The 23916-nt window shown below is 47.9% G+C and carries 24 protein-coding genes; 11 read left to right on the forward strand and 13 right to left on the reverse strand.

The window, feature by feature from the left end:
- Positions 1–7 precede the first annotated feature (7 nt).
- Positions 8–328, reverse strand: a complete 321-nt coding sequence (locus DVG79_RS10515; protein ID WP_114596686.1) for a hypothetical protein — start codon at positions 326–328, stop codon at positions 8–10.
- 110 nt (positions 329–438) lie between these two features.
- On the opposite strand from DVG79_RS10515, the gene DVG79_RS10520 reads away from it, so the two are divergent.
- From DVG79_RS10520 to DVG79_RS10530, 3 genes are all read left to right on the forward strand, one after another.
- Complete coding sequence (locus tag DVG79_RS10520) at positions 439–1116, forward strand: response regulator transcription factor (RefSeq protein WP_012371791.1); 678 nt, start codon at positions 439–441, stop codon at positions 1114–1116.
- Positions 1109–2281: a sensor histidine kinase gene (locus DVG79_RS10525; protein WP_114596687.1), complete on the forward strand. Its 1173-nt coding sequence runs from the start codon at positions 1109–1111 to the stop codon at positions 2279–2281. Before DVG79_RS10520 ends, DVG79_RS10525 begins: the two co-directional genes overlap by 8 nt.
- Positions 2282–2355: 74 nt before the next feature.
- The gene (locus tag DVG79_RS10530; RefSeq protein WP_012371793.1) at positions 2356–2769 is read left to right on the forward strand and encodes a DUF2231 domain-containing protein; all 414 of its coding nucleotides are present in this window, start codon (positions 2356–2358) and stop codon (positions 2767–2769) included.
- A gap of 68 nt (positions 2770–2837) precedes the next feature.
- Here the strand turns inward: DVG79_RS10530 and DVG79_RS10535 are convergent, their stop codons facing one another.
- The 5 genes from DVG79_RS10535 to DVG79_RS10555 all read right to left on the reverse strand — a co-directional run bounded on the left by DVG79_RS10535 (position 2838) and on the right by DVG79_RS10555 (position 8493).
- Positions 2838–4070, reverse strand: a complete 1233-nt coding sequence (locus tag DVG79_RS10535; protein ID WP_114596688.1) for a DEAD/DEAH box helicase — start codon at positions 4068–4070, stop codon at positions 2838–2840.
- 102 nt (positions 4071–4172) lie between these two features.
- Entirely contained in the window at positions 4173–4472 is a 300-nt protein-coding gene (locus DVG79_RS10540) for a DUF3817 domain-containing protein (protein WP_012371795.1), read from the reverse strand.
- A gap of 77 nt (positions 4473–4549) precedes the next feature.
- Entirely contained in the window at positions 4550–5515 is a 966-nt protein-coding gene (locus tag DVG79_RS10545) for a ring-cleaving dioxygenase (RefSeq protein ID WP_114596689.1), read from the reverse strand.
- Between the two features lie 126 nt (positions 5516–5641).
- Positions 5642–5842: a cold-shock protein gene (locus tag DVG79_RS10550; protein WP_012371797.1), complete on the reverse strand. Its 201-nt coding sequence runs from the start codon at positions 5840–5842 to the stop codon at positions 5642–5644.
- Positions 5843–6108: 266 nt separating this feature from the next.
- A complete protein-coding gene (locus tag DVG79_RS10555) occupies positions 6109–8493 on the reverse strand; it encodes an immune inhibitor A domain-containing protein (protein ID WP_114596690.1) in 2385 nt (794 codons plus the stop codon).
- A gap of 282 nt (positions 8494–8775) precedes the next feature.
- On the opposite strand from DVG79_RS10555, the gene DVG79_RS10560 reads away from it, so the two are divergent.
- The 3 genes from DVG79_RS10560 to DVG79_RS10570 all read left to right on the forward strand — a co-directional run bounded on the left by DVG79_RS10560 (position 8776) and on the right by DVG79_RS10570 (position 12435).
- Entirely contained in the window at positions 8776–10269 is a 1494-nt protein-coding gene (locus DVG79_RS10560; RefSeq protein WP_114596691.1) for an HD domain-containing phosphohydrolase, read from the forward strand.
- 21 nt (positions 10270–10290) lie between these two features.
- Entirely contained in the window at positions 10291–10722 is a 432-nt protein-coding gene (locus DVG79_RS10565; protein ID WP_012371800.1) for a GyrI-like domain-containing protein, read from the forward strand.
- Between the two features lie 177 nt (positions 10723–10899).
- Positions 10900–12435 (forward strand): M4 family metallopeptidase, encoded by a 1536-nt coding sequence (locus tag DVG79_RS10570; RefSeq protein ID WP_114596692.1) that lies wholly within the window; start codon positions 10900–10902, stop codon positions 12433–12435.
- A 96-nt stretch (positions 12436–12531) separates the two neighbouring features.
- Here DVG79_RS10570 and DVG79_RS10575 read toward each other — a convergent pair whose 3' ends face one another.
- From DVG79_RS10575 to DVG79_RS10590, 4 genes are all read right to left on the reverse strand, one after another.
- Positions 12532–13398 carry a hypothetical protein gene (locus DVG79_RS10575; protein WP_114596693.1) on the reverse strand — a complete coding sequence of 289 codons (867 nt, stop codon included), beginning with the start codon at positions 13396–13398 and terminating at the stop codon, positions 12532–12534.
- Between the two features lie 71 nt (positions 13399–13469).
- Positions 13470–14453 (reverse strand): YhdH/YhfP family quinone oxidoreductase, encoded by a 984-nt coding sequence (locus DVG79_RS10580; protein WP_114596786.1) that lies wholly within the window; start codon positions 14451–14453, stop codon positions 13470–13472.
- Between the two features lie 286 nt (positions 14454–14739).
- Positions 14740–15246: a hypothetical protein gene (locus DVG79_RS10585; RefSeq protein ID WP_114596694.1), complete on the reverse strand. Its 507-nt coding sequence runs from the start codon at positions 15244–15246 to the stop codon at positions 14740–14742.
- Positions 15247–15312: 66 nt separating this feature from the next.
- A complete protein-coding gene (locus tag DVG79_RS10590; RefSeq protein WP_114596695.1) occupies positions 15313–16074 on the reverse strand; it encodes a hypothetical protein in 762 nt (253 codons plus the stop codon).
- 145 nt (positions 16075–16219) lie between these two features.
- On the opposite strand from DVG79_RS10590, the gene DVG79_RS10595 reads away from it, so the two are divergent.
- Positions 16220–17857: a glycosyl hydrolase family 28-related protein gene (locus DVG79_RS10595; protein WP_114596696.1), complete on the forward strand. Its 1638-nt coding sequence runs from the start codon at positions 16220–16222 to the stop codon at positions 17855–17857.
- 47 nt (positions 17858–17904) lie between these two features.
- Here DVG79_RS10595 and DVG79_RS10600 read toward each other — a convergent pair whose 3' ends face one another.
- The 3 genes from DVG79_RS10600 to DVG79_RS10610 all read right to left on the reverse strand — a co-directional run bounded on the left by DVG79_RS10600 (position 17905) and on the right by DVG79_RS10610 (position 20687).
- Positions 17905–18726, reverse strand: coding sequence for a DUF1028 domain-containing protein (locus tag DVG79_RS10600; protein WP_114596697.1), 822 nt, complete (start codon positions 18724–18726; stop codon positions 17905–17907).
- Between the two features lie 108 nt (positions 18727–18834).
- Positions 18835–20241: a YfcC family protein gene (locus DVG79_RS10605; RefSeq protein ID WP_114596698.1), complete on the reverse strand. Its 1407-nt coding sequence runs from the start codon at positions 20239–20241 to the stop codon at positions 18835–18837.
- A 164-nt stretch (positions 20242–20405) separates the two neighbouring features.
- Positions 20406–20687 carry a putative quinol monooxygenase gene (locus tag DVG79_RS10610; protein WP_012371809.1) on the reverse strand — a complete coding sequence of 94 codons (282 nt, stop codon included), beginning with the start codon at positions 20685–20687 and terminating at the stop codon, positions 20406–20408.
- Between the two features lie 143 nt (positions 20688–20830).
- Here DVG79_RS10610 and DVG79_RS10615 point away from each other — a divergent pair, with 143 nt between their 5' ends.
- From DVG79_RS10615 to DVG79_RS10630, 4 genes are all read left to right on the forward strand, one after another.
- Positions 20831–21316 carry a cupin domain-containing protein gene (locus DVG79_RS10615; RefSeq protein WP_114596699.1) on the forward strand — a complete coding sequence of 162 codons (486 nt, stop codon included), beginning with the start codon at positions 20831–20833 and terminating at the stop codon, positions 21314–21316.
- A 95-nt stretch (positions 21317–21411) separates the two neighbouring features.
- The gene (locus DVG79_RS10620) at positions 21412–22302 is read left to right on the forward strand and encodes an aldo/keto reductase (RefSeq protein ID WP_114596700.1); all 891 of its coding nucleotides are present in this window, start codon (positions 21412–21414) and stop codon (positions 22300–22302) included.
- 12 nt (positions 22303–22314) lie between these two features.
- Positions 22315–23247 (forward strand): aldo/keto reductase, encoded by a 933-nt coding sequence (locus DVG79_RS10625; protein WP_114596701.1) that lies wholly within the window; start codon positions 22315–22317, stop codon positions 23245–23247.
- Positions 23248–23352: 105 nt separating this feature from the next.
- Positions 23353–23799 (forward strand): OsmC family protein, encoded by a 447-nt coding sequence (locus DVG79_RS10630; RefSeq protein ID WP_114596702.1) that lies wholly within the window; start codon positions 23353–23355, stop codon positions 23797–23799.
- The last annotated feature ends 117 nt before the right edge of the window (positions 23800–23916 follow it).

A 23916-nucleotide genomic window follows, 5' to 3' on the forward strand; every position in this document is an offset into this window, starting at 1 on the left:
TCACCTCCTATTTCGAATGACTCGACTGACCGTCACTTCCGCCGCTCGGTTGATTAAATCCGGAAGAATCGTTGCTTTGCCAATTACCGTCATCGTCGTCATCCTCTTCGTCGTAATATCCGTTGTCTTCATCTGACTCTCCCCATTCATCGTCATCACCGTTAGACGGCTGACTCGGGATTGTCGTCTCGTTCGAATAAGAATCTCCTGTATTGATGGTATTCGCCGGCTGATCGTTTGTCGCAACGGTCAACTGACCAATCGCAAGTCCTAAAAAGACACTGCTGCTCAGTCCCACAATCCATTTCGCGAACGGTTTCGGTTTCACATTTTTCCTCTCCTCTCGTTTCCTGTTATCTTTACTGTATCGATAAAAACTGACAACTAGCTGATGACAACTGTGGGATAATAAGAAAAAACAAACCGGGAGGAACAAGGATGCGGATTTTGATTGCAGAAGATGACAAGCGGCTTGCCAAAATGTTGCGGCTCCATTTGGAACGTGCCGGCTATCAGGTCGATGTGGCTCATGACGGACTCGAAGCCATCGAGCAATGCCAGACTTTTCGTTATGATTTATTGGTCCTCGACTGGATGATGCCACATAAAAGCGGGATTGAAGTGGCGACTGAATTACGTGGGGAACGTTTCGAAGGCGGGATCCTGATGCTGACGGCTCGTGATACGGAAATCGATTTGGTACATGGACTGGACAGCGGTGCCGATGATTATCTCGTCAAACCCTTTCAGGCAAACGAACTGTTAGCACGCCTCCGCGCCTTGAGCCGGCGTCAGAAAAAGGCATTCGTCTCGACTGTTTCGTATCAGGAACTCGAACTTGATATCACGACTCAGACGATTTCCTATGCCGGACAGTTACTTGAGCTGACACGTCGTGAATTCGAATTTCTTTCGCTGTTGCTCCGCCGCCCGGAGCAGGTCATGGGACGTGAGCTGATCATTGAAGTCGTTTGGGGAATCGGCGCAGATATCACCGATAATGCACTCGACGCACTCGTTCGGCTCGTCCGGAAAAAGCTCGATGCTGCCGGTGCACCGGCTTTGATTCAAACGGTTCGCGGATTCGGTTATCGGCTCGGAGGTCCTCATGCTTGAAACCATTCGAAAACGGCTGACGCTACTATTCAGCGGAACGTTTTTACTGTTGTTGATTCTGATTTTAGTCGGCGTTTACTTCACGACCGCCCGGCTGCTTGATCAAACCGAGCTGAACCAATTAAAGTCAGTGTCCGACCGCGATCTGTTCGAACGGATCGAGCACGGCGAAGACCGGTTAATCCGCAATCCGATTTACTTTCAGATTATGAATCCGGACGGTTCAGTCCGCTTCACATCGCTTCCTGACGACTTACCGGCGAAGACCCTTCAGCGCTTTATGACCGCAGATGAAGAAACTCAAAAAGTCGAATTCGACGACCGGCACTATCTGCTTTATCAACGGGATAATGATGAACAGGGCACGATTCTCCTGATGAAAGACATCTCTGCCACACAGGATACACTCCAGCGCCTGATCGCCATGTTAGCCGGCATCACGATTTTGTCGACCCTTGTCTTGATGGGTCTCAGTTACGTACTCGCCGGTCGTTCCGTCGTTCCGGTCCAACAAGCCTTTGACCGACAGCGCCGTTTTACATCAGACGCTTCTCATGAACTAAGGACGCCGCTGACGATTTTATACAGCGGCATCGAGTTACTCGAGACTGAGCCGCTCAGCACGGAAGGAAAAACAATCTTATCGGATTTGAAGGCAGAGACGGCCTCGATGCAGTATTTAGTTTCCGACTTACTGTTGTTGGCCCGGGAAGGTCAACCCGGATCCATGAGCCCGATTGATTTAAGTACACTCGTCACACAGACTTCTGAACGGTTTAAACATACGTTAGTCGACCGGACATTGGCCTTATCTGTCGCGCCCAATTTGTTGATCAAGAGCGATCCTAACCAGTTGATCCGTCTGTTGACGATCTTTCTAGAAAATGCCGCTGCCTACAGCGATGCTAATATTGAAGTTTACCTGCAACAGACGTCAACCGATGTTCGATTAACCATCGCTGATCACGGAATCGGCATTCCACCGGAAAATTACGATAAGATATTTGAACGGTTCTTCCGCGGTGACCACTCTCGCCATGGTACCGGAACCGGGCTCGGGCTCGCCATCGCCAAATCGATTGCCGATGCACATCAAGCCACTATCTTTGTTGAATCCACACCCGAAACCGGAACACGCTTCACGATTCTTTTTCCAATTTCTTAATGACCGTCAGCTAACTGTCAGATAACCCGGTTAAAGTAACAGTATGTTCCATTACTTATCAAGGAGGTTATCTTATGTTAGGTGGCGTACCGCTTCATCCCCTGCTCGTTCATGCACCGATTGCTCTTTTACTGTTCGCAACACTCTTATTACTGTTCAGTTTCAAATGGGTCCAGTTAAAATTATTTGTCCTCATCACGTTATTTGCCGGTCTGCTGTCCGGCGTCGCAGCGTATTTATCGGGTGACGGGGCAGAAGAATATGCAGAAACCAATCTGAGCAGTGCAACACACGCGGCCATCTCGAATCATGAAAATTTCGCCTTGTTCAGCCTCGTTGCCTTTGGAATTGCCTTTGTCCTCCTGTTGCTCGGCTACCGTTCCAACAAAAAAACAATGCTTATGCTAAGCCTGCTCGTCGCAATCGTCGGAAGCGGTTTACTCGCTTATACCGGTCATCTCGGCGGACAAATGGTATACGCCAAATAAAAAATCCCCTTTCCTCCAAATGATCTATGGAGAAAAGGGGATTTTCACTTACTTACTTACTTACTTACTTATTTATGATGATCACGGCCCGGACGGCGGTTGCTCGAGCGGCGTGTGTTACCGCGGCCTTCCGCCGGTTTTTTCGTTCCTTTGCTTTGATCGTGCTGTGCACGAATCATTTCATCCGACAGTTCGACGACAATCGGTGTGACTTCGACACCGAGTTCCCGCTCCATATCGCGGAAGCTGCGGCCGTCACGCGGTGTGACGATTGAAATCGCTACGCCGTCGTTACCGGCACGGCCTGTCCGGCCGATCCGGTGAACGTAACTTTCGGCATCATCCGGTAAATCGTAGTTGAAGACGTGTGTGACACCTGTGACGTCAAGACCACGTGACGCGACGTCCGTCGCAATCAGGAATGGTGTTTTTCCTTGATAGAACTTCGCCATCGCCTTTTCACGTTTCCCTTGCGTCAATCCGCCGTGCAATTCATCCGTCGCATATCCCTGCATCTGTAACTCTTCGTTCAGCTTACTGACGCGGCGTTGTGTCCGGCAGAAGATGATTGCGGCATACGGACGCATCTCGTCAAGCATCGTCCGGAGTGTCGCTTGTTTCCGGCGATCCGTCGTTTCGACGACGAACTGCTCGATCGCATCGACCGTTACTTTTTCAGCCTCGACTTGGACTTCAATCGGATCACGCAAATACGTTTTCGCGAGTTGCTCGACTTTTTCCGGCATCGTTGCTGATAACATGACGAACTGACGATCAACCGGTGCTGCTGCGATGATATCTTCGATTTCCGGTAAGAATCCGATTTGCAGCATCTGATCCGCTTCATCCAGGACAAGCGTCTTCAATTCACTCAAATCAAGTGTTCCGCGACCGACGTGATCCAAAATCCGACCCGGTGTCCCGATGATGATTTGTGGCATGCGACCGAGACGTTGGATTTGTTTGAAGACATCCTGTCCACCGTATACAGCCAGCGCCCGGATATCTTCCATGTTCCGGATTAACTTGTGTGTTTCATCTGCAATCTGACGTGCGAGTTCACGTGTCGGTGCGACGATCAACGCTTGAACCGTTTTGCTCTCTAAATCGATTTGTTCGAGAATTGGCAGAAGAAACGCCAGTGTCTTCCCTGTTCCGGTTTGCGCTTTTCCTATTAAATCACGACCGGCGAGCAAATGCGGAATCGCCTGCTCTTGAATCGGCGTTGGTTGTTTGATGCCTTGTTTTTGTAATTTCTTGACCCATTGTTCTTGAATGTGTAGTGCTTCAAATGTTGACATAGTATCCTCCTAAAAATTATCCACAGAAAAAAGCTGTGGATAACCTGCTTCGAATCGACAAAAACAGTTATCCACAGCCGTGCTTTTTCTAGTATACACAATTTACGCGTTTGTTGCTTCCTGTTTTAACTTTCGATCGAGTACAAATGTCCCGAATGGAATGAACGAAGCGATAAAGGCGATCCCTGCTTTTACAAACGACCAACGGTATTTGAATTTAACGACAGCAAGCCATAGCGCATACATGACGAATAAAACACCGTGCATGGCTCCGACGACCGAAACGGCTTCCGGAATGCCTGCCATATACTTTAAGGGCATGGCAATCAACAGTAAGACTAAAAATGAAATACCTTCTAAAATCGCAATCAATCGAAATTGACCTAACGTAGTTCCTAACATCCCGTCACTCCTTTTTCCTGGTTCCTGTCTTTAGTATACGGGACGCCCGTCAGTCTGTGACCTGTGTCACAGGATTGTCAGATTTCGAGTGGGCGGAGACGGGCTTCGATTTGCTCCCGTTGCGGTTCGAGAAATGGCGGCAGAGCTAATGTCTCACCAAGGGTTTCCACCGATTCATCCGTTGCAAATCCCGGTGTATCCGTCGATAATTCAAACAAAATATGATTCGGTTCGCGGAAATAGAGCGCCTGGAAATAGTGACGGTCGACTTTCCCTGAGTTTGGCAGACGGTATTCTTTCAATCGTTTCACCCATAAGTCATACTCTTCACTGTTCGGTACACGGAACGCTACATGGTGGACGCCGCCACGTCCGAGCCGTTCCCGGTCGAGATCCGGACGAGCTTCGAGATGAACTTCTGCCCCGATTCCGCCTTGTCCCGTCGAGTAGACATCAATCTCCGCAAAATCACCGGCCAGCGATGGATAACTGCCGATTTTCTTAAAGCCGAGGACTTCCGTTAAGACAAGAGCCGTCGGTTCTGGATCATTGACGGTCAGCGTCACGGCACCTAAGCCGACGATGGCATGTTCAGCCGGAATCTCATCGTGTTTCCATGGCACACCTCCTGCGACCCCCTGTTCGCCGTCTTCTGCGACAAGAATCAACCGGGTTCCTTCCTGATCACGGAACGCCAGCGTCTGACGCCCCGCCCGTTCGACAATCGCATCATGGTCCACGCTTTGTTGTATAAAGCGGTCTCTCCAAAACTGAAGGGACGCTGTTGTTTTGACACGGAGTGATGTCGACGAAATGCTTGACGCACCGGGTACACCGGTCCCTAAATGCGGGATATCAAAAAACGTCAGATCCGTTCCCGGATTGCCTTCCGCATCTCCGTAAAAGAGATGATATGACGTCGTATCATCCTGATTGACCGTTTTTTTGATCAGACGCATCCCGAGAACCTGTGTATAAAATTGATAGTTGCGTTCTGCCATCCCCGTTAAAATGGATACATGATGAATACCGAGTAATTCCATGTTTGCCACGTCCTTTTCTGAATGAATAGTTTGTATCGTCAGTATAGCGCACATATATCTTGAATTCAAGATATTAACTCATTAAAAAAATCGCCCTTTCGAAAAAGGACGATTGAAAAGTTAAGATTAAAGTTTTACGACGTTAGCAGCTTGTGCTCCACGTGCGCCTTCAGTGATTTCGAATTCAACTTCTTGACCTTCGTCAAGTGATTTGAAACCTTCACCAGTGATTGCTGAGAAATGTACGAATACGTCTTCTCCGCCTTCAACTTCGATGAAACCGAAACCTTTTTCTGCGTTAAACCATTTTACTTTACCTGTGTTCATGGGAACAACCTCCAAAAATAAATTACTTAATACATATGCCGCGCATATGAAAGAAATTCATTATTGTCCCGAAATACATGGAGCGACGAAAAGATTGTTCGTGACGCAATGTGAATCAGTAGTGACAATAACAATATTAAGCTAACGTCAGTATAAAATGATTGCGCTTTAAAAGTCAAGTTGTCTGACCAATATTTTACCAATTGATTCCACTTTTCGAACTAAAAAAAACAGATTCGGATTGCTCCGAACCTGCTCCTTTTTTCTTAACGGTGGATCCAGACTGCTCCAGCAGAGTTATCTTTCGCTTCACCGATGACTTGTACTTTAAGACCGTTGTTCGGGAGCAGTTTTCCTGCATCCGGAATCAATTGATCGATATACGATTTAGAATCATCGAACGTCGTCACGCCTGAAAGACCTTTGTAATCGTAAAGACCACGTGATGGCGAGTCGATGAGCCATGCTGGTGCTTTGTCGAAGCTGAAAGCCGCATCCGCGATTTGGTAACGTGTGCTTCCTGTGACGACTGGTTGTCCTTTGAGTGTTCCAACGATTGCTTTTGGATGCGAATCGACGACACCGAGGAATCCTTCACCCGGGTGAACGCCAACCCAGTTGTCTGTGAAGCTGCTATCGGCATACCAAACGACGAGACCCGTGTTGTATTTCACGCCACGTGCATGCTCAAGTGCTTTATCTGAGCCTGCATAGTTCCGCCATTCGAGGTAGTATGCGTTGTCCGCATAGCTGAAACCATCCGAAGCCACGAAACCGTCCAATTTAAATTTCGGAGTACCTTCTGCATCGTCTTCAAAGACGACTTTTCCGTCGACTGTCAGTTTTGCGTTATCAAGCGCAAAACCATCGAGGGCAAGACCGGCATCCCCTGTGTAGTCGAACGTCAATGTAACCTTTTTACCGGCAAATTCGCTGAGGTCATATGATTTGTCGACCCATGCACCTTTTGAAGATTCAGCGCGTTGATCGCCGTCCGTATCCTCGTCACCGATGACATCGATTACTTTTGATACGCCGCCAGCTGTTGCTGTGACTTTCAAGAAGTCATAATCGAATTCGACATCGAAGTATGCTTTGTAGTCAAACTTCGCAGATGTCGCAGCCGTCAAATCAAACTCCGGTGACGTCATTGACGTGTGGAGATCATTCCCTTTTGTGCTGTAGTAATACTTTTTACCGAAAGCTGGAGCGATTCCTTTAACCGGCTTTTTCGGTAAGTTCACTTTGATGATTCCAGGATTTTTTGATTTCGTGACACTTTGATCGAGGTATGAAGCCGTTCCCGCTTTTGAAAGTGAATCGAAATCAACGTTCTGGATGTTCGCCCAGTTCCCGCCCATGACGTTCTGGAAGAACTCTTTATTTTGTGGTGAGAAGCTTGTCGGTTCTGCTCCGGCAATTCTACCGTTCCAGCTACCGCCACTCATGATCGACCATGAAGCAACCGGCTCACCTTGACCTGTATACTGTGTATCATACTCATCCGGAAGTCCAAGATCGTGTCCGAATTCGTGAGCGAAGACGCCGACTGCACCGTCTTCCGGTTGAACCGTATAATCGAAGGCTGCCATCTTGCCGCCCCAGTTTGTAGAATTTGAAGTTGTATTCGCAACAGGATAAACTCCATCAAGTGTCCAACGGTGCGACCAGATTGCGTCGTCGCCGAGTGTACCGCCGCCTGCTTCTTGTCCTGTTCCGGCATGAAGAATCATCAAGTGATCGACGAGACCGTCCGGCTCATTCTGGTTGCCGTCACCGTCTAAATCGTACTGATCAAATTGATCATACTCTGCCAGGTTAATGCCGGATTTTACAGCTGCATTCAACGAATCTTTAACGAGACCGCGTGGTCCTTTTGCCCCCGGAAGGTTATCATTGCCGCCTTTCGGATTGTCTGAACCATAATCTTTTGCCGTCCCCGGTACTGTTAACCAGTTCGATACTTTCCCGTCGACTGAATAGCTGCCGCCGGATTGTTCTTCGTAATATTGTTTGAACGTCTTGACCTTATCGCCGTTGAACAGCTCGAATTCTTTATCCCCGAACATCAGGTCTTGATAATGTTTTTGGTTAAAGTCGTTCGAATACATGTATCCCGGTTCTTGGACGACGTTGTTATGCTTGAAGTCGCTGTATTCGACAAGTAAGACGAGTACTTTGTCTGTCCGGGTAGCACCATTGTAAGCTGCTTGTTTGGCTTTATCGACTTTGACAAACCCATCTTTTTTACCTTTTTTGTAGTTATTGTGATTTTTAGCGAGTTGTTTCGCCAGTTGATCTTTCTGTTTCGTCAAGAAATCCTTTGTTTTTTGATCAAATTTCGCTTCTTTTTCCGTCTCATGATCATGATCGGCTTCCGGTTTCCCGTTTGCTTTTTTATCAAGATACTTTTGAACGGCTTTTTGTTTTTCTGCTGCAGATGCTGCTTTTGAGACGACCCCACGTTTTTCAAGCACTTTCAATAGACGTTCCTGATCAACCGTGTTTAAATCCATCGGTGCACCGGCTACTGCTTTTTCAGCAGCTTCAACAGATTTTACCTTCCCACCAGGTAAAACTGGACCAACGGCAAATGCGGCTGCCGTGATTCCGGATAAGACGGCTAAGCTAAGCTGTTTCTTTTTTCCCACGTGAACTGACCCCCTATGTAGTAGTGAAAAGCATGACTGAGATAACTTTTCTGAATATTCAAATCATATATTGTTTTAGTTGCTTAATCAATTACTTTTAGAACAATTAGTACTTTGTAACTATACCTATTTTTGGAATTTAGTTCATTTTTACGGAAATTGACCGATATTAATAATAAACCGTTCATCAATCGTTCCCCTCATTTTTTAAAAGAGAACAGATTGTCGGTTACGTATCGCGATACGCTACATACATGACTTAATTCAAAAAGGAGGCAACTCATGACACCTCTCCAAAAATTCGAACGGCAACTTTTGAAAAATTACTTGATTGGATCCTTTGTCGCTGTTTTCGGCGTCGGCTGTCTATTTATTTTCGAAACGTTGACATTCGATGCACGAGAACGTGTAATTTTGCTGACAATCATGTTTCTCTCTGTTGTTTTAATGTTCAGCTTCGAATATACGATCTATCGAAAACATATGCGTCCGCTCTATCAGTTCTTCCAGACATCGACTCCAAGCCAAGCACAACTTACTGCTGCTTTTCGGACGACTCACCGTTTTCCGTTGCTGACCATTAAACGGATCCTCGGACCGCATTTCCTAGGATTGTCGATTCCTTCATCTTCCTTAACGGCACTCGCCATTCATTTCGGCTGGCTCGAAATGCCATATTACCTGATCGGTCTTGCTTGTTTTGGTGCCGTTCTCGTCGCGATTCTACATGCCCTGATCGAATTTTTCCTGACGTATCGTGTAACGGAATCTATGTTGGCGGAATTAACGGTTCAATCGCAACAATATGGTCATGGTGAGCTTATCCTGACCAAAAAGGACTTCATCAGCCTCCGGCAAAAAATGTTAATCAGTACACTGATCATTGGTGTCTTCCCGATTTTATTGTTCGTTCTCGCTTCTGCCGTCCAGCTGACAGAGAACGAGAGCCTGCGCTCCTACTGGAGTTGGTCGACCTTAATCTTAATCGTCATCCTTTGTCTTGCGACATTTTGCAGTTTGCTTCTATATGAAAATATCCAAAAACCGATTTTGGCTTTGCAAGAAGGAGTTGCCCAGATTGAGTCGGGTCAGCTGAATACGATCAACAATCCTTTTTCCGATGAATTCTCTCAATTGGTTGGCGGCTTTAACTTGATGGTCGAAGGTATCCAAGGACGTGATCAGGAAAATGAGCAGTTACTCGATAGTTTGTTTACCTTGTTTGCTGCGACACTGGATGCCCGGGATCCTTATACCGCCGGACATTCCTTACGTGTTGCGGAATATTCGGTTGAGATTGCCCGGGCCGCCGGCTTGGCCGACGATCAAGTCGAGCTGTTGCGTAAATCTGCTCTTTTACACGACATTGGAAAAATCGGAATCCGGGATGATGTTCTCTTGAAGGAAGGACGCTTAACTGGTGAGGAATTCGATAAAATCAAACAACACCCCGTCATCGGCGTGCATATTTTATCGCAAGTTCATCTCCCGGAGAAGTTACAACCGATTCTTCCTGGGGTAAAGTACCATCACGAGCGTTACGATGGGAAAGGTTATCCAGAAGGTTTGGCGGGAGAATCGATTCCTGTCTTCGGACGGATCATGGCGATTGCTGATGCCTATGACGCGATGACATCCGATCGACCTTACCGGAAAGGAATGCCCGTTGCAAAAGCACTCGCCATTTTGGAAGAAGGCAGCGGGACACAATGGGATGCTTCCTTTACACAACTGTTTCTTGATTTGAAGAGACCTCCTGTCATCACTGCCTCTTGATTTTCATGAAAGGAGTTTCTTATGCACCCTAAAATTGTCGATCGTCACGAATTGTATGTTGTCGGACTTGGTTTGACATGCGAAGAAAATGAATTGCATACACTCATGCCGGAACTGTGGCGTGAATTTTCACGACGCTCGCATGAAATTCCCGCTGAACCGGGAAGTTATCCACTTGATTTGTCACTTGGACAACGCGGGACAAAACATATGCAGTGTATCGGTCTTCCGGTAGAATCGCTTGAGCATATTCCTAAAGGGATGAAAGGACATCACATTCCTCCTGCCCGTTATATTTTTTGGAAACATGAAGGGCCTGACATTGAGATTTGGAAATCGTTTGAGAAGATGCAGCGCTTTGCGCAGAAGCAAGGTATTACACTGGATCCGCTGAATTTTAAAATTGACGAGACACGTGACAATACACATCATCTCTATCAACGTATCCTTTAAAACCGCTCTCTTGAGCGGTTTTTTTCTGTCATTCCTTATTTTTTTCTGTCACTTAACTATTCAGTCCGGGTATTAAGTACTATATTCAGAAAATTCTAATTAATGCGAACGACTTATTCTCGTTTCATCCTTTCTTTGGCATAGTTAGACTCAACCCAAACAAGGAGGCGATTTATTTTGAAAAAGTTTCTCGCTACATCGCTTGTCGCAAGTGTACTTGTCGTTCCTACAGTCGTCGGAGCAGAAGGTCTTCAAGCCGGTAAACTGACGAAAGCATCATCAGAACCAGCTGCATCAATCGTTAAAGAGTACGTCAACAAAAAAGGTGATTTCTCTGTCCAAGATGTCCAAAAAGATGGATCATCTAACATCGTACGTCTCCAACAAGAAGTGGATGGCGTCCCGGTCTTCGGTAGTGTCGTCGTCGGTAACGTTGCGAAAGACGGTACTTTGAAAGCAGTCGTAAATGATGCAATCAACGTCAAAGGGAAACCTGGTCTCGCTAAAAAAGCATCACTCTCTGAGAAAAAAGCACTTAAACTTTATCAAAAAGCCATCAAAGCAACAGAATTCGAAGTGGCTCCTAAAGCAGAACTCGTCATCTATCCAGTCAAAGACGACGCGGTCTATGCTTACAAAGTCACATCAACTGTCCTCGCCGGCAAAGAGCCATCACGCTGGACTTACTTCATCGATGCGAATTCAGGTAAAGTTCTTAATAAATACGACCAACTCGCTCACGCAAAACCGGTCAACACAGTTACCGGAACGACTTCTGTCGGTACAGGTACTACGGTTCTCGGAACTACTGCCACTTTCAACACAGTGAAGAGCGGTTCTTACTACTACTTACAAGATTCGACACGCGGTAAAGGGATCTACACGTACGATGCAAAAAACCGTAACACGCTTCCAGGTTCGCTTTGGGCGGATCTTGATAACCAATTCAATACAACATACGACCGTGCCGCTGTCAGCGCGCAAGTTAATGCAGTAAAAACGTATGATTTCTACAAAAACACGTACGGCCGCAACAGTTATGACAACGCAGGTGCTGCACTTAACTCTTCAGTCCACTATTCAACGAGCTACAACAATGCGTTCTGGGATGGAACGAAGATGGTCTATGGTGATGGAGACGGTTCAACATTCACATACCTCTCTGGCGCACTTGACGTTGTTGCCCACGAATTGACGCATGCCGTCACAGAATACACAGCTGGACTCGTCTATCAAAATGAGTCGGGTGCCATCAACGAAGCGGTTTCCGATATCATGGGAACAGTTGCTGAATACTCAGTCGGATCGAACTTCGATTGGCTCGTAGGAGAAGACATCTATACACCTGGTGTCAGCGGCGACGCACTCCGTTCGATGTCTAACCCGGCTGCTTACGGCGATCCGGACCACTACTCAAAACGCTACACAGGTACACAGGATAACGGTGGTGTCCACACGAACTCAGGTATCGTCAACAAAGCCGCTTATCTTCTCGGTAACGGTGGAACACACACTGGTGTCACAGTCACTGGTGTCGGCGTACCGAAACTCGGCGCAATCTACTACCGTGCCCTCAACGTTTACTTGACTCCGAACTCGAACTTCAGCTCGCTCCGCGCAGCAGTCGTTCAATCAGCGAAAGACCTTTACGGTTCAACAAGTGCAGAAGCAACAGCAGCAGCGAAATCATTTGATGCTGTCGGCGTCTACTAAGAAAACTTCCTCCCAAGGATTTTCGACCTCCTGAGTCCATGACTCGGGAGGTTTTTTACGAAAAAAAACGATCTGTCAAAGACAGACCGTTCCGGCTTATTTCCCTGGGTCACGCGCGAGACGAAGTCGCGTTGATCCGTTGTCCGGGAAAGCTTTCAATTGTAATTTCTCACCCTGGTACCATGTACCGTAACTCGTTTCAACGACAGGTTCCCCTAAAGCCGACAGACCGGAGGCTGATGCATTCGTCCAGTCAATCGCTTCGACGATTCCGTCGGATACGACAAGCAGATAACCCGTATTTGAGAAGTGATACGTGTTGACGGCATCTTTTTGCGTATTCCCGAGCTTACCGTACTTCGCTTCGAATTTTTCGAGCGGCTGCCCGAGGTATTGTTCCGGCTTCTCGATTGGTTGATTGGCAACGACTTGTGATAATGTCTCAAGCAATGTCTTGTCTTTGACTGACGACGGAACATCCATCCGGACATCTGTTTCCGGAATATAGCCTTCGACCGCATCACTCAATTTCAAGTGAACCATCCCGTTCTCCGCATCTAAAATTTCATAGACATCCCCTAAATCAGCTTTATAGATAACGCTACTCCGATTGGCATCCTGATAGACATCCGCAAAAGGACGCGTGACCCATGCAGCTTGGCTGATTTCTGGTTGATCCGTCTTTTTCTTGGCTTTCTTCTCTTTTTTCTTTTGCTCAGCCGACGCTGATTTTTTCGTGTCTTTCGCTTCTTTCTCTTGTTCGCCTCCGGTCGTTTTCGGTGACTCGACGGTCGACGTCGCTTGGCTGGCATCATTCGTCGACACCATATAACCCCATCCGCCGACAATCAGAACGGTTGCTAAAATACCACCAAGTGCCACGCTCCGGCGATTCCGCTTCTGCTTCCGGCGTTCTTTTCGGGATAACCGGTCTTGTTCCGTTTGTTGTTCATTTTGACTCATCTATTGTTCCTCCTGAATTGACCTAGACACTTTTTTAATCACTATACCACCGAATGCTGTGCCGGCAGTGGTTAAATTTCGATGACAGTTCTGCCTTGGTGGGTTCCGTCAAGAAGTGACGCGACGACGTCTGGAATCTCCCGTAGACTTTTCGTCTCCACGCGTTCGCGAATCGGCAGTTTCCAGTCATTCGTCAGTTGATGCCACAGACGCACCCGTTCAGCAATCGGAAGTTGAACAGCATCAATCCCGATCAACCGAACCCCCCGTAAGATAAACGGATACACCGTCAACGTCATCTCGGCGCCTCCGACATTCCCGCATGTCGTAACCAGTCCACCGTATTGAACATACCGAATGACGGAGGCAAGCAACGGTCCTCCGACCGTATCGATGATGCCGGCATATATACCTTTTTTCAATGGACGGGTCGTCTCATCCAAAAACGATTGCCGGGACAAGACTTCTGCCACGCCTTCTCGTTTCAAACGATCAGCTTCCGCCGCTTTGCCGGTGACGGCATGGACGACGAATCCCAGTTTCAGCAGAAGCGCAACGGCAATGCTGCCAACACCCCCGGTCGCACCGGTCACGAGAACCGGCCCATCTTCCGGCTTGACCCGTTGCAAAAGTTCGTCAACGGATTGAACGGCCGTTAATCCTGCTGTACCGTAAGCCATTGCTTCAAAGGTCGTGAATCCGTCCGGCAACGGTGTGATCCAGTCTCCCGGAACACGTATGTATTCTTGAAAACCACCGGACGTATTCATCCCGAAATCAAAACCGTTGACGACAACCGCTTCGCCTTCTTGAAATCGCGGATCAGTTGACGCGACGACATGCCCTGCTGCATCGACTCCCGGTGTATGCGGATATTCTTTCGTCACTCCACGGTTGCCCTTAACCGACAGCGCATCCTTATAATTGATGCAGGAATAGTCGACGCGGATCAAGACATCTCCTTCGGGCAAGTCGGCAATGCGCTTCGTTTCCAGTGTTCCTGTAAATTCTCCATTCTGTTCCCGAACAACAAATGCTTTAAATGTATCTTTCATATCCAAGTCCCCTTCCATGAATGACTTCCAGTAAGCTATACCCGAACACAGTCATCGGCATACCTTTTATGTACGTTTTGTTCATACAAAAAACCGCGATGCCGAAGCATTCGCGGTTTTTGGCGTCTGACGAAAAGAAACTGGTTTTCCGCAGGTAGTCACGGGTGACAGGTAAACATGTCATCGGTCATGGGTCATTGGTGTGCCGTGGCCGTCGAGATTCCCGATTGGAAGAGGTTTGTGTCAGAAGCGCCGTCCTTGATCAGGAGTCTCACCTGATCAAGGCTTACATATAACGTGTACCGTCAAAATCAATCTCCGTCCGGTAATTGGCAGCATTGATCGCATTCGAGATCCGGTGCGCCGACCGCTCGATTTCCTGCGCTTTAATCCGGTACGCATCCGGATCGTACAGGGCATGCCGAATGACGGTTGTTCCTTCAAATCCGTATTGGAATTCGCGTTTCGGACGAGCAGCAAGTTCTTGGAACTGTGTTGCCTTTGCCCGGAGTTGCGTTGCCAGTTCAATCGCTTCGACGAGCGGCATTTCACCTTCCGTCGTCTCGATCATCGTCGATAAATTTGCCGCATAGACTAACCGGTCGAGTGTCCGCATATCCCGCCGGACTTCATCCATCGCTGACTCGACATCGAGTAGCGTCCGATCATGAGCGGTCGGTAAATCCTCGCCTTTTTCAAGATCAACGAACGCAATCCGGTCCACTTCCTCGACCAGCTGCTCGAGCTGTTTCCGTAAGATACTTTTGAGTTTCACGGCATCTGCTAAGTACATCTCTTCAGTCCCCCCGTTTCCTGATAACGTTCTTTTAACCTGTACGCCTTACCGGTCGGAAAAGTTTCACTTCAATTGTCCGAGATAAGCGGAAAAGTCTTGCTCGATGTCGGTCAATACGGCCTTTGTCACATCAGGCGATTGATTCGGATCATAACGGACCGCTTCATACAACTGTCGCAACTCAGGGGATGGTTGGAAACCGATCCGGGCAAACCATTCCCGGAATGACTCGGTCTCGCGACGCTTCAGTTTTTGGGGAAGATGACGGTTAAACAGGACGACCTGTTGCCGGACCTGTTCGACCGGTAATGGCGGCAGTTCGTCTTCTGGATTCGATTCTCCCAGGCGTTTTTTTATTCGAACCGGACGTGGGATTACCTCCTCTTCAGTAGAATCCCACTTCTTCCGTTTCCGGAAACGCCGAACAATCAGAAATAGTCCGGTCAAACCTGCAAGACTAATCGCAACCAACAGATAGGGAAATCCGCTCTCAGCTTCTTCGCCTTCGCCTTTTGAAAACGAATGAAATCCAAGTGAAATGAATTTTTCTTTTCGTGGTTCCCCCCCACCATCACCTTTTTCATCCGTCTCATATCCATATTTAACTTGTACGGGCGGTAATTCTTTTTTCTTGAACAGGTACGACCACCAAAACGTCAACGGTTCGGATTTACAATCTCTGACACACTGTTGTTGTGCACCGCCCCCCGGAAATACTTCAACGTTTTGTAAAGCGCTGTATCCCGTCTCAGCTAACGGTTTTATGATGCCGAGCCCCAATATGACTACACCAATTAAAATCAATAGACGACTCCGAAATCGCATACTTCCACCTCTCTAATGTCATTTTTATCCATTATAAACGAGTTCAACACTAATTATCGGAATTTTTTGTTTTTTAGAGAAATGGGCTTCAATCCTAAACGGGACGGGAAAAGGAAAAGAGTGATTTTTAGAGAGGGGTTTCTACATGTTGAGATTAGATGAAACACATGATCCGTATCAGAATGGTCAACTGATTGCAGAATATACCGAAACAAAATCAAACGGTGAGGCTGTCCTTCGGGCGGAACAACTGATGAAAGACAGTCCGTTTGTCGCGCCGCGCCGCACACCGCATCCAAGCCGGTATCTCCGGTCCTTGATTTCGCCACTGTTTTTAACGGACCGGGATAAACATATCTTGCCGTTAACGAAAGCCTTCGTCAGCGAACAGGATGAAATCCGGCCCAGTTGGTTCGGACGGCTGACATATGAATTCGAGCAATTGATCAGTAACGTCGAAAAAGTTGACGTCCGGACATATGGAGCGGTCGGGGACGGGATAACGGACGATACACTCGCCTTCAAAGAAGCACTTGCAGACGGGCATCGGCAAGTCCATGTTCCAGCCGGCACCTATCTTGTCCGCGGCATCCGGCTACCGAGTTATACGATTTTGACCGGGGACGGCAAAGGACAGACGATTTTAAAACTGCATGACGCGGCACCGAAAGGACGCCGGTTGATCACGAATCAAAATTACTTACTCGGTAACCATCACCTGCTCGTCGAACGGATGACGCTGGATTGGAACATCGATCGGATCGGCGACGCCAAAAAAAGTAGCACGTGGGGCAATCATTCAAGTTGCTTGACCTATGCACACGTGACGTACGGGTGGGTCTTTGACGTCGATGCGGTCGATCCGGGATTACACTGCTTTGATATTTCAACGCCGTACTACAACTATAACGGCGACGGGGCACGGGCTAATCTCAGCAGTTCGTTCATCTGGTTCGATGGTCTGACGGGATCCGGATTTGGCGACGACGGAATCACGACCCATCACAGTGATCATCTGTTCATCTCAAATTGTTTTATGCGCGATCCGAGCGGCCGTGCCCATGCGGCCGGTTTCTCGAACTCAAACGGGATTGAGATTGATGACGGTTCCCGTGACGTCTGGTTGTTCAACAATGCGACGACCCGTTGTTTCGGAGGACTTGAAATCAAGGCCCATGCGACATCATCCGCCGCTTCGACCGTTAAAATCGTCGGTCACTTGTCTGTCGATGATCACCGGTCGTTCAACTTCCGTCATATCGGACATCATCAAGCAACAGACCCGACGTCCCAAACGGCATACAATATCATTGCGACCCGGCTGATTGCCCAGACACCACAATATACGTCACTGTATCAAAATTCAAAACCGCGAGCTCTCATCGTCTCAGCCTACCGAAATGTTGTCATTCATGATTTCACGGTCCTCGGTGATCCGTATTATGATTATCAGGAACAGCCGATGATCGGGATTCAATATAAAGCACGGAATGTCACGCTGAGCCAGGTCAAGATGAGCGGATTCCGACAAGCCAAAACGGATATTCAGGTATTCGGCGGCGATAACCGGGCCGAAGATATCCGATTAATCGATGTCCGGATTGAAGATTCAGCCAAACACGGTATCACGATTGGTCCGAACATCGAACATGTCCGCTTGGCGAACGTCGCCATCAAAGGGGACGGGACAGTCGGTCTGAACGCCAAGTCTGAACCTGAACTGGAACGCTTTATTGCAACCGGCTACAAAGTACCGGTCCGGACACATGCTACATCGGGCTAACCCACTAAAATAAGGCTGCTTCGACAAAAGTCGAAACAGCCTTATTTTCATTGTGTCCGTAGGTATGCAAGGACCCGGGTATCAATCGAACGGTCCGGTTGTTCCCGCATCTCGAAGTTCTCAGTATGCAGATAAGTCCGGAAGGCTTCTGCAAACGAACCTCGGTATCCGAGTTCAAGCAGCTTATCCATCAACTCTGATTCGAGTGCATCATCGATCGGCTTGATTTCTTCCGGCTTGCTCGGTTGCAAATACAGCGTATGCAACTGATAAATCCGCTCCAGTTCCTGAATCGGACTCGCATGATCGTCAACCCGTAAATCAATGTAACGGTCATTGAAACCACCGTAACCGCCACCTTCTTTAACGACTAACAGTGCGGCGGACTGCATGCCCCGCGAATCTCCACCCGCTGCTTGACCGGCAGCAAGCGCCCGCAGTAACCGTTCTGCCAATGGTCCTTCCGTCGTCTCAAACACCCGCGCCATTTCTTTGACCGTATTGCCGTCGACAAGGATGTTTCCTTGTGCCGCGAAATGTTTTCCGGCAATCCCGCCAGCCCAATCGTTACATCCATCTCCCGTGAACGTCGCACTTTTACCTGACGCATCGACGATTCCGACTTGCCGATCGGCCCGACCTTCATCTGCCTCCGTCAAACGTTTCAGGACTTCGTCGGCTGATTTTCCCTCTTCAATCATCCGCAACCCTTCCGGACCATATGTCGTATTGGCAAACGACTGAGTCGCGATCGCTCCGACACCGGCTTTTGCAAAAGGTACGGCACTGCCGACCGCTAAAAATTTCGACTGAACCGCTACACCCCAAGCCTGTTCTTTTTCACAATATCCAACGATTGAATAAGTCATCTGTCTAAAATCCCCCTTGATTGTCATACATATCCGTTCGTCGTAAGAATTCCCGTTTCCTGCTTATGAAAAACCTTCCGTTCACTTTGAACGAAAGGTCGGGTGTGATTATTGAATTCCGAGAACTACCGCGAGCAGTAAGGCACCACACGCAAGAACAATCCAGATCGCAAACAGTTTCCAGACAAACCGTAGCCATTTTTCATATGGAATACCGGCGATTGCCAGGAACGCCATCAAGTGGGCACTGGTCGGGAAAATCATATTTGTCAATCCATCACCGTACTGAAAGGCGAGGACCGCGACTTGCCGCTCAATTCCGAGCAAATCAGCCAGTGGCGCCATGATCGGCATCGTTGTCGCCGCCTGTCCGCTTCCCGATGGAATAAAGAAGTTCGTAATCAACTGGACGATGTACATACCAATGACAGCTAAAGAAGTCGGTAATTGTCCGACGGCGTTCGACAAGCCGTAAATCACGGTATCGATGACGCGTCCGTCCTCTAAGATGACAACAATCGCTCGGGCGAAACCGACGATCAAGGCACCGAACGTCACGGCCTTGGCCCCATCAATCAAACTTTCGAATGTCCGGTTGACACCCATCGTTACAATCCCGGCAAGGAGACCAATAATCAGGAATGACGCCGTCAATTCCGTCAAATACCAGCCCCACTCAAAAATACCGATAACGTTCAGCGTGATTCCGCCGACAAGCACCACTAGAACAAACAGATGTTTTTTCGAAAATCGGGAAAAAGTGGTCGCCGTTTCTTGTTTTCGGTGTTTTTCCAAATCATGTACCAAACTCTTTTCCGGATTTTTTTTGACCTTCTGTGCATAGTTCATGACATATAGAATCGTGACGACTAAAAAGACAAGATAAACTGCAGTCCGGTAACCGAGCCCACTAAATAACGGTACTTCAGCAATCGACTGCGCGACTCCGACCGTAAACGGATTCAACATCCCTCCGGCAAAACCGACGGCTGCCCCGAGACTGACAATCGCCGCCCCTGTCATCGCATCATAGCCGAGTGCCCGCGCCAGCATGATACCGATCGGGACGAAGATGATGGTTTCTTCCGCCATTCCGATTGTCGCACCGGCGACGGAAAAGACGAACATCGTCATCGGGATCATGATGTGTCCTTTTTGACCAAACCGATTAATCAGTTGATTGATGCCGGATTCGATAGCACCCGTTTGTCGGATGATTCCGAAGACGCCTCCAACCAAAAAGATATAAAAGATGATGGCAGCCCCTGCCTCCATCCCTTTTGGAATGGCTTCAAACAAACCAAAGAAATTGACCGGCGCTGATTCAACGGCACGATACGTACCATCAATGACGACCGTTTGTCCGTCCTGCTTTTCCCGGTCAAACTGACCGGCTGGTAATGTATACGTCAAAATGACAGCAATCAGTAGAATCCCCATGATAATCGCGTACGTGTGAGGCATCTTGAAGAAGGAGCGCTCCGAAGCATCTGCCTGTGGTTTCCGTTCATTCATCCATTTGCCTCCTGACCTACCTTTAAATTTTGACTCTCTTAAGAGATAATGCCCTATTTATGGAAAAAATAACAGTCTATTTCGTCATTTAATTTTTTTGTAATATATTAAATCAATGAGAAAAACAAAAAAACCCGACCGCAGTCAGGTTTTTCGGATGTGATTTACGCGTTAAATGATTGAACATCAAGCGGTTTCGCAAGCGCTGTTTGTGCAAATGCCACGAACTGACCGAAATGGGCACTTGTGTTGTGCGTTTCGATTGCTGCTTGATCTTCCCATTTTTCAATCATCATGAAGACATTCTCGTCTTCGATACTTTGGAATAAATCATAACTGATGTTACCTGCTTCTAACCGTGACCCTTCGATCAATGTTTTGGTAGCTTCTAAAAATTCCTGGCGTTTGGCAGGTTGTACTTCTAATTTTGCTTCAATGGCGATCATTGGAAAGCCTCCTTTAAAATTTCATTAACTCAAGTATCGTAGCACCTTCCTTTCCCATTCTCCATTAAGATGCTCGGACGATTAAGGAAGTTATATTTCGGGTAAAAAAATGTATCATTTTGACATCAGAGAGGAGTTCATCTATGAACGTCGAGACTTTTTATTTCGATGATGACGGCGAGATACCCAATAATCCTAATTTACCTGTACTTATTTACCGTCACGCTTTTGACGATCCTTCTTCTATTGAAGAGACTTTTAATACCCACAACTGGCAGAACAGCTGGGTGGACGGGATTTTTGATTTTCACCATTATCACAGTGTCGCCCACGAAGTCATCGGTATTCTTGAAGGACACGCCAGTCTCCAACTAGGGGGACCACTCGGGAAGACCTTCACCTTGACCGCAGGCGATGTCGTCGTCCTTCCTGCCGGTACGGGTCACAAGGCTTTACACACAAGCCGTAAGTTTAAAGTCGTTGGTGCCTATCCGAAGGGGCAAGACTACGATACGTTGACCGGTGATCCGTGTGAACGCCCGGATAACTTGAAGCGAATCGCCCAGGTCGAACGTCCCGAGACGGATCCCGTTTATGGACAACAAGGACCTTTACTTGAGCACTGGTAATCTCGTCCGTCTTCCGTTTGCTCGGAAGGCGGACGTTTTTTTCTGCTCTATCCGTGGTAAACCCTACTATTGTGCTTTTTAAAGGAGGAACTGAGATGAATGAGACAGAACGGACCGTCATACTGGCGGCACTGAAACAAAAGACCGTCACGCTTCCGGATCAGACGCATGTTCGTGCACTTGGCCAAGGGACATGGCGGATGGGAGAAGACCAAAGTAAGCGTCAGGCTGAAATCGAAGCCTTACATGTCGGACTCGACAGCGGGATGGAATTGATTGATACAGCTGAAATGTACGGAGAAGGCGCTTCCGAACAATTGATTCGCGAAGTGTTGAAAGAGCGACGTGATGAAGTGTTCCTCGTCTCAAAAGTTTACCCACATAATGCCGGCGGTGAAAAGCTGCGTGCAGCCTGTGAACAGACACTTGAAAATCTTGGTACGGATTACTTGGATCTTTATCTATTGCACTGGCGCGGCAGCATCCCGCTTCAGGAAACGGTCGACGGCCTTGAGCAATTAACGGCTGAAGGAAAAATCCGTCGTTGGGGTGTCTCGAACTTTGATGTCAACGATATGAAAGAACTCCTCGCGCTCGATAAAGGTGATCAATGCGCCGTCAATCAGGTGCTATACCATCTCGGTTCGCGTGGCATCGAATATGAGTTGATGCCGCTTCTTAAGCAACACGGCATTCCGGTCATGGCCTATTGCCCGCTCGCAGAAGGCGGCAGCTTACGGGACCAGTTGCTGGATCATCCGACTGTCGAACGTCTTGCTGAAGAACATGGCGTCAAACCGGCACAAATTCTTCTTGCCTGGGCGATTCGCAGCGGTGACGTCATCGCCATCCCGAAAGCCGGACAGGCTAAGCATGTCGAAGAAAACGGAAAAGCCGCATTAGTCGAGTTAACGGACGAAGAATACGCAGCACTCGATGAAGCATTCCCGGCACCTACTAAAAAAGAACCACTTGATATTGTCTAAGGAGGAACAGTCATGAACAAATCAGTCAAACTCGGAAAATCCAATTTAACGGTCAATCCAATCGGTCTCGGAACGAATGCGGTCGGTGGACATAACCTGTACCCGAATCTCGATGAGCAGGCCGGTCGTGACCTCGTCCGCGTCGCTTTGATGAACGGTATCAACTTCCTCGACACGGCTTATATTTATGGTCCGGAACGTTCGGAAGAACTGGTCGGAGAAGTCTGGAGTGAAACCGTGGAGCGGGAGGAAGTCATTCTTGCGACAAAAGGGGCACATCAACTCATCGACGGTAAGGTCGTCATGAACAACTCACCTGAATTTTTGAAACAAGCGGTCGAGGACAGCTTGAAACGTCTGCGGACAGATTATATTGACCTGTATTATATTCACTTCCCGGATGAGACGACACCAAAAGACGAAGCGGTCGCAGCGCTTGCCGAATTAAAAGCCGAAGGGAAAATTCGGGCAATCGGTGTCTCAAACTTCTCGCTCGAGCAGTTAAAAGAAGCGAATAAGGACGGTCATGTCGACGTCTATCAAGGCGAGTACAATCTTTTTAAACGCGACGCCGAAAAAGAGATTTTACCGTATATCCGGGAACACGGCATTTCATTCGTACCGTACTTCCCGCTTGCTGCCGGTCTGCTTGCCGGAAAATATGATGCCGAAACGAAGTTTGATGATCTTCGGAAAAACGATCCATTGTTCCAGGAGGATGTATTCAAAGACAATCTGGCAAAAGTCGACTTGTTGCGTCCGATTGCTGAAGCAAAAAATGCTGAAGTCGCGCACATCGTCCTCGCCTGGTATTTAACACAGGACGGCATCGACGCCATCATCCCAGGTGCGAAACGGGCTGAGCAAGTCACGGATACCATCCGGACACTTGATGTCGAATTAACGGAAGACGAGATTCATCAAATTGATCAAATCTTCAGCTGACACAACAAAACCACGCCAGTTTGACTTGGCGTGGTTTTGCTTTGAGCAGATTAGGCGAAAAATTGAAGAATGGCTCGTATGATGAAGAAACAGGAGGCGATTACTATGAAACACCATTTTCACTTGACAGCAGACTGGCCCGGCAACCGCAATGATATCGGTCAAATCGAAACCGGCGAATTAAAAACGAAGATTTCGATTCCGGACGCAATGGACGGTCCCGGTGTAGGCACCAATCCGGACGAGATGTTGCTGGGTGCGGCAGCGACATGTTACATCATCACCCTGGCCGCGATGCTCGAACGCAACAACATTCCGAAAGTGTCTCTCACGATGGAATCGGAAGGAATCGTCGACGTCACGAATGGTGTCTTCACCTATGACGCCATCATTCACCGACCAATCTTGATTCTACCGGCAGAGACAACCGAAGCAAACCTGACAAAAGCACGCCGTCTGGCTGAAAAAGCGGAAGGTTCGTGTATGATTACGCGGGCACTGGCCGGTAATGTGAAAGTTTCGTTAGAGGCGATCGTGGAATTGGAAGTCTGAGGATTCTTTTCGATGTATGCTGATACAGTATGACTTCATTTCTTTATTGAAATGAGGTCTTTTATTTTTGATTAGATTCTTGCTGCACAATTTCCAATTCCTTCGTATACTGAACTT

The sequence above is a fragment of the Exiguobacterium sp. RIT594 genome (genome assembly GCF_003339585.1).
In the GTDB taxonomy this organism is placed as follows: Bacteria; Bacillota; Bacilli; order Exiguobacteriales; family Exiguobacteriaceae; genus Exiguobacterium_A.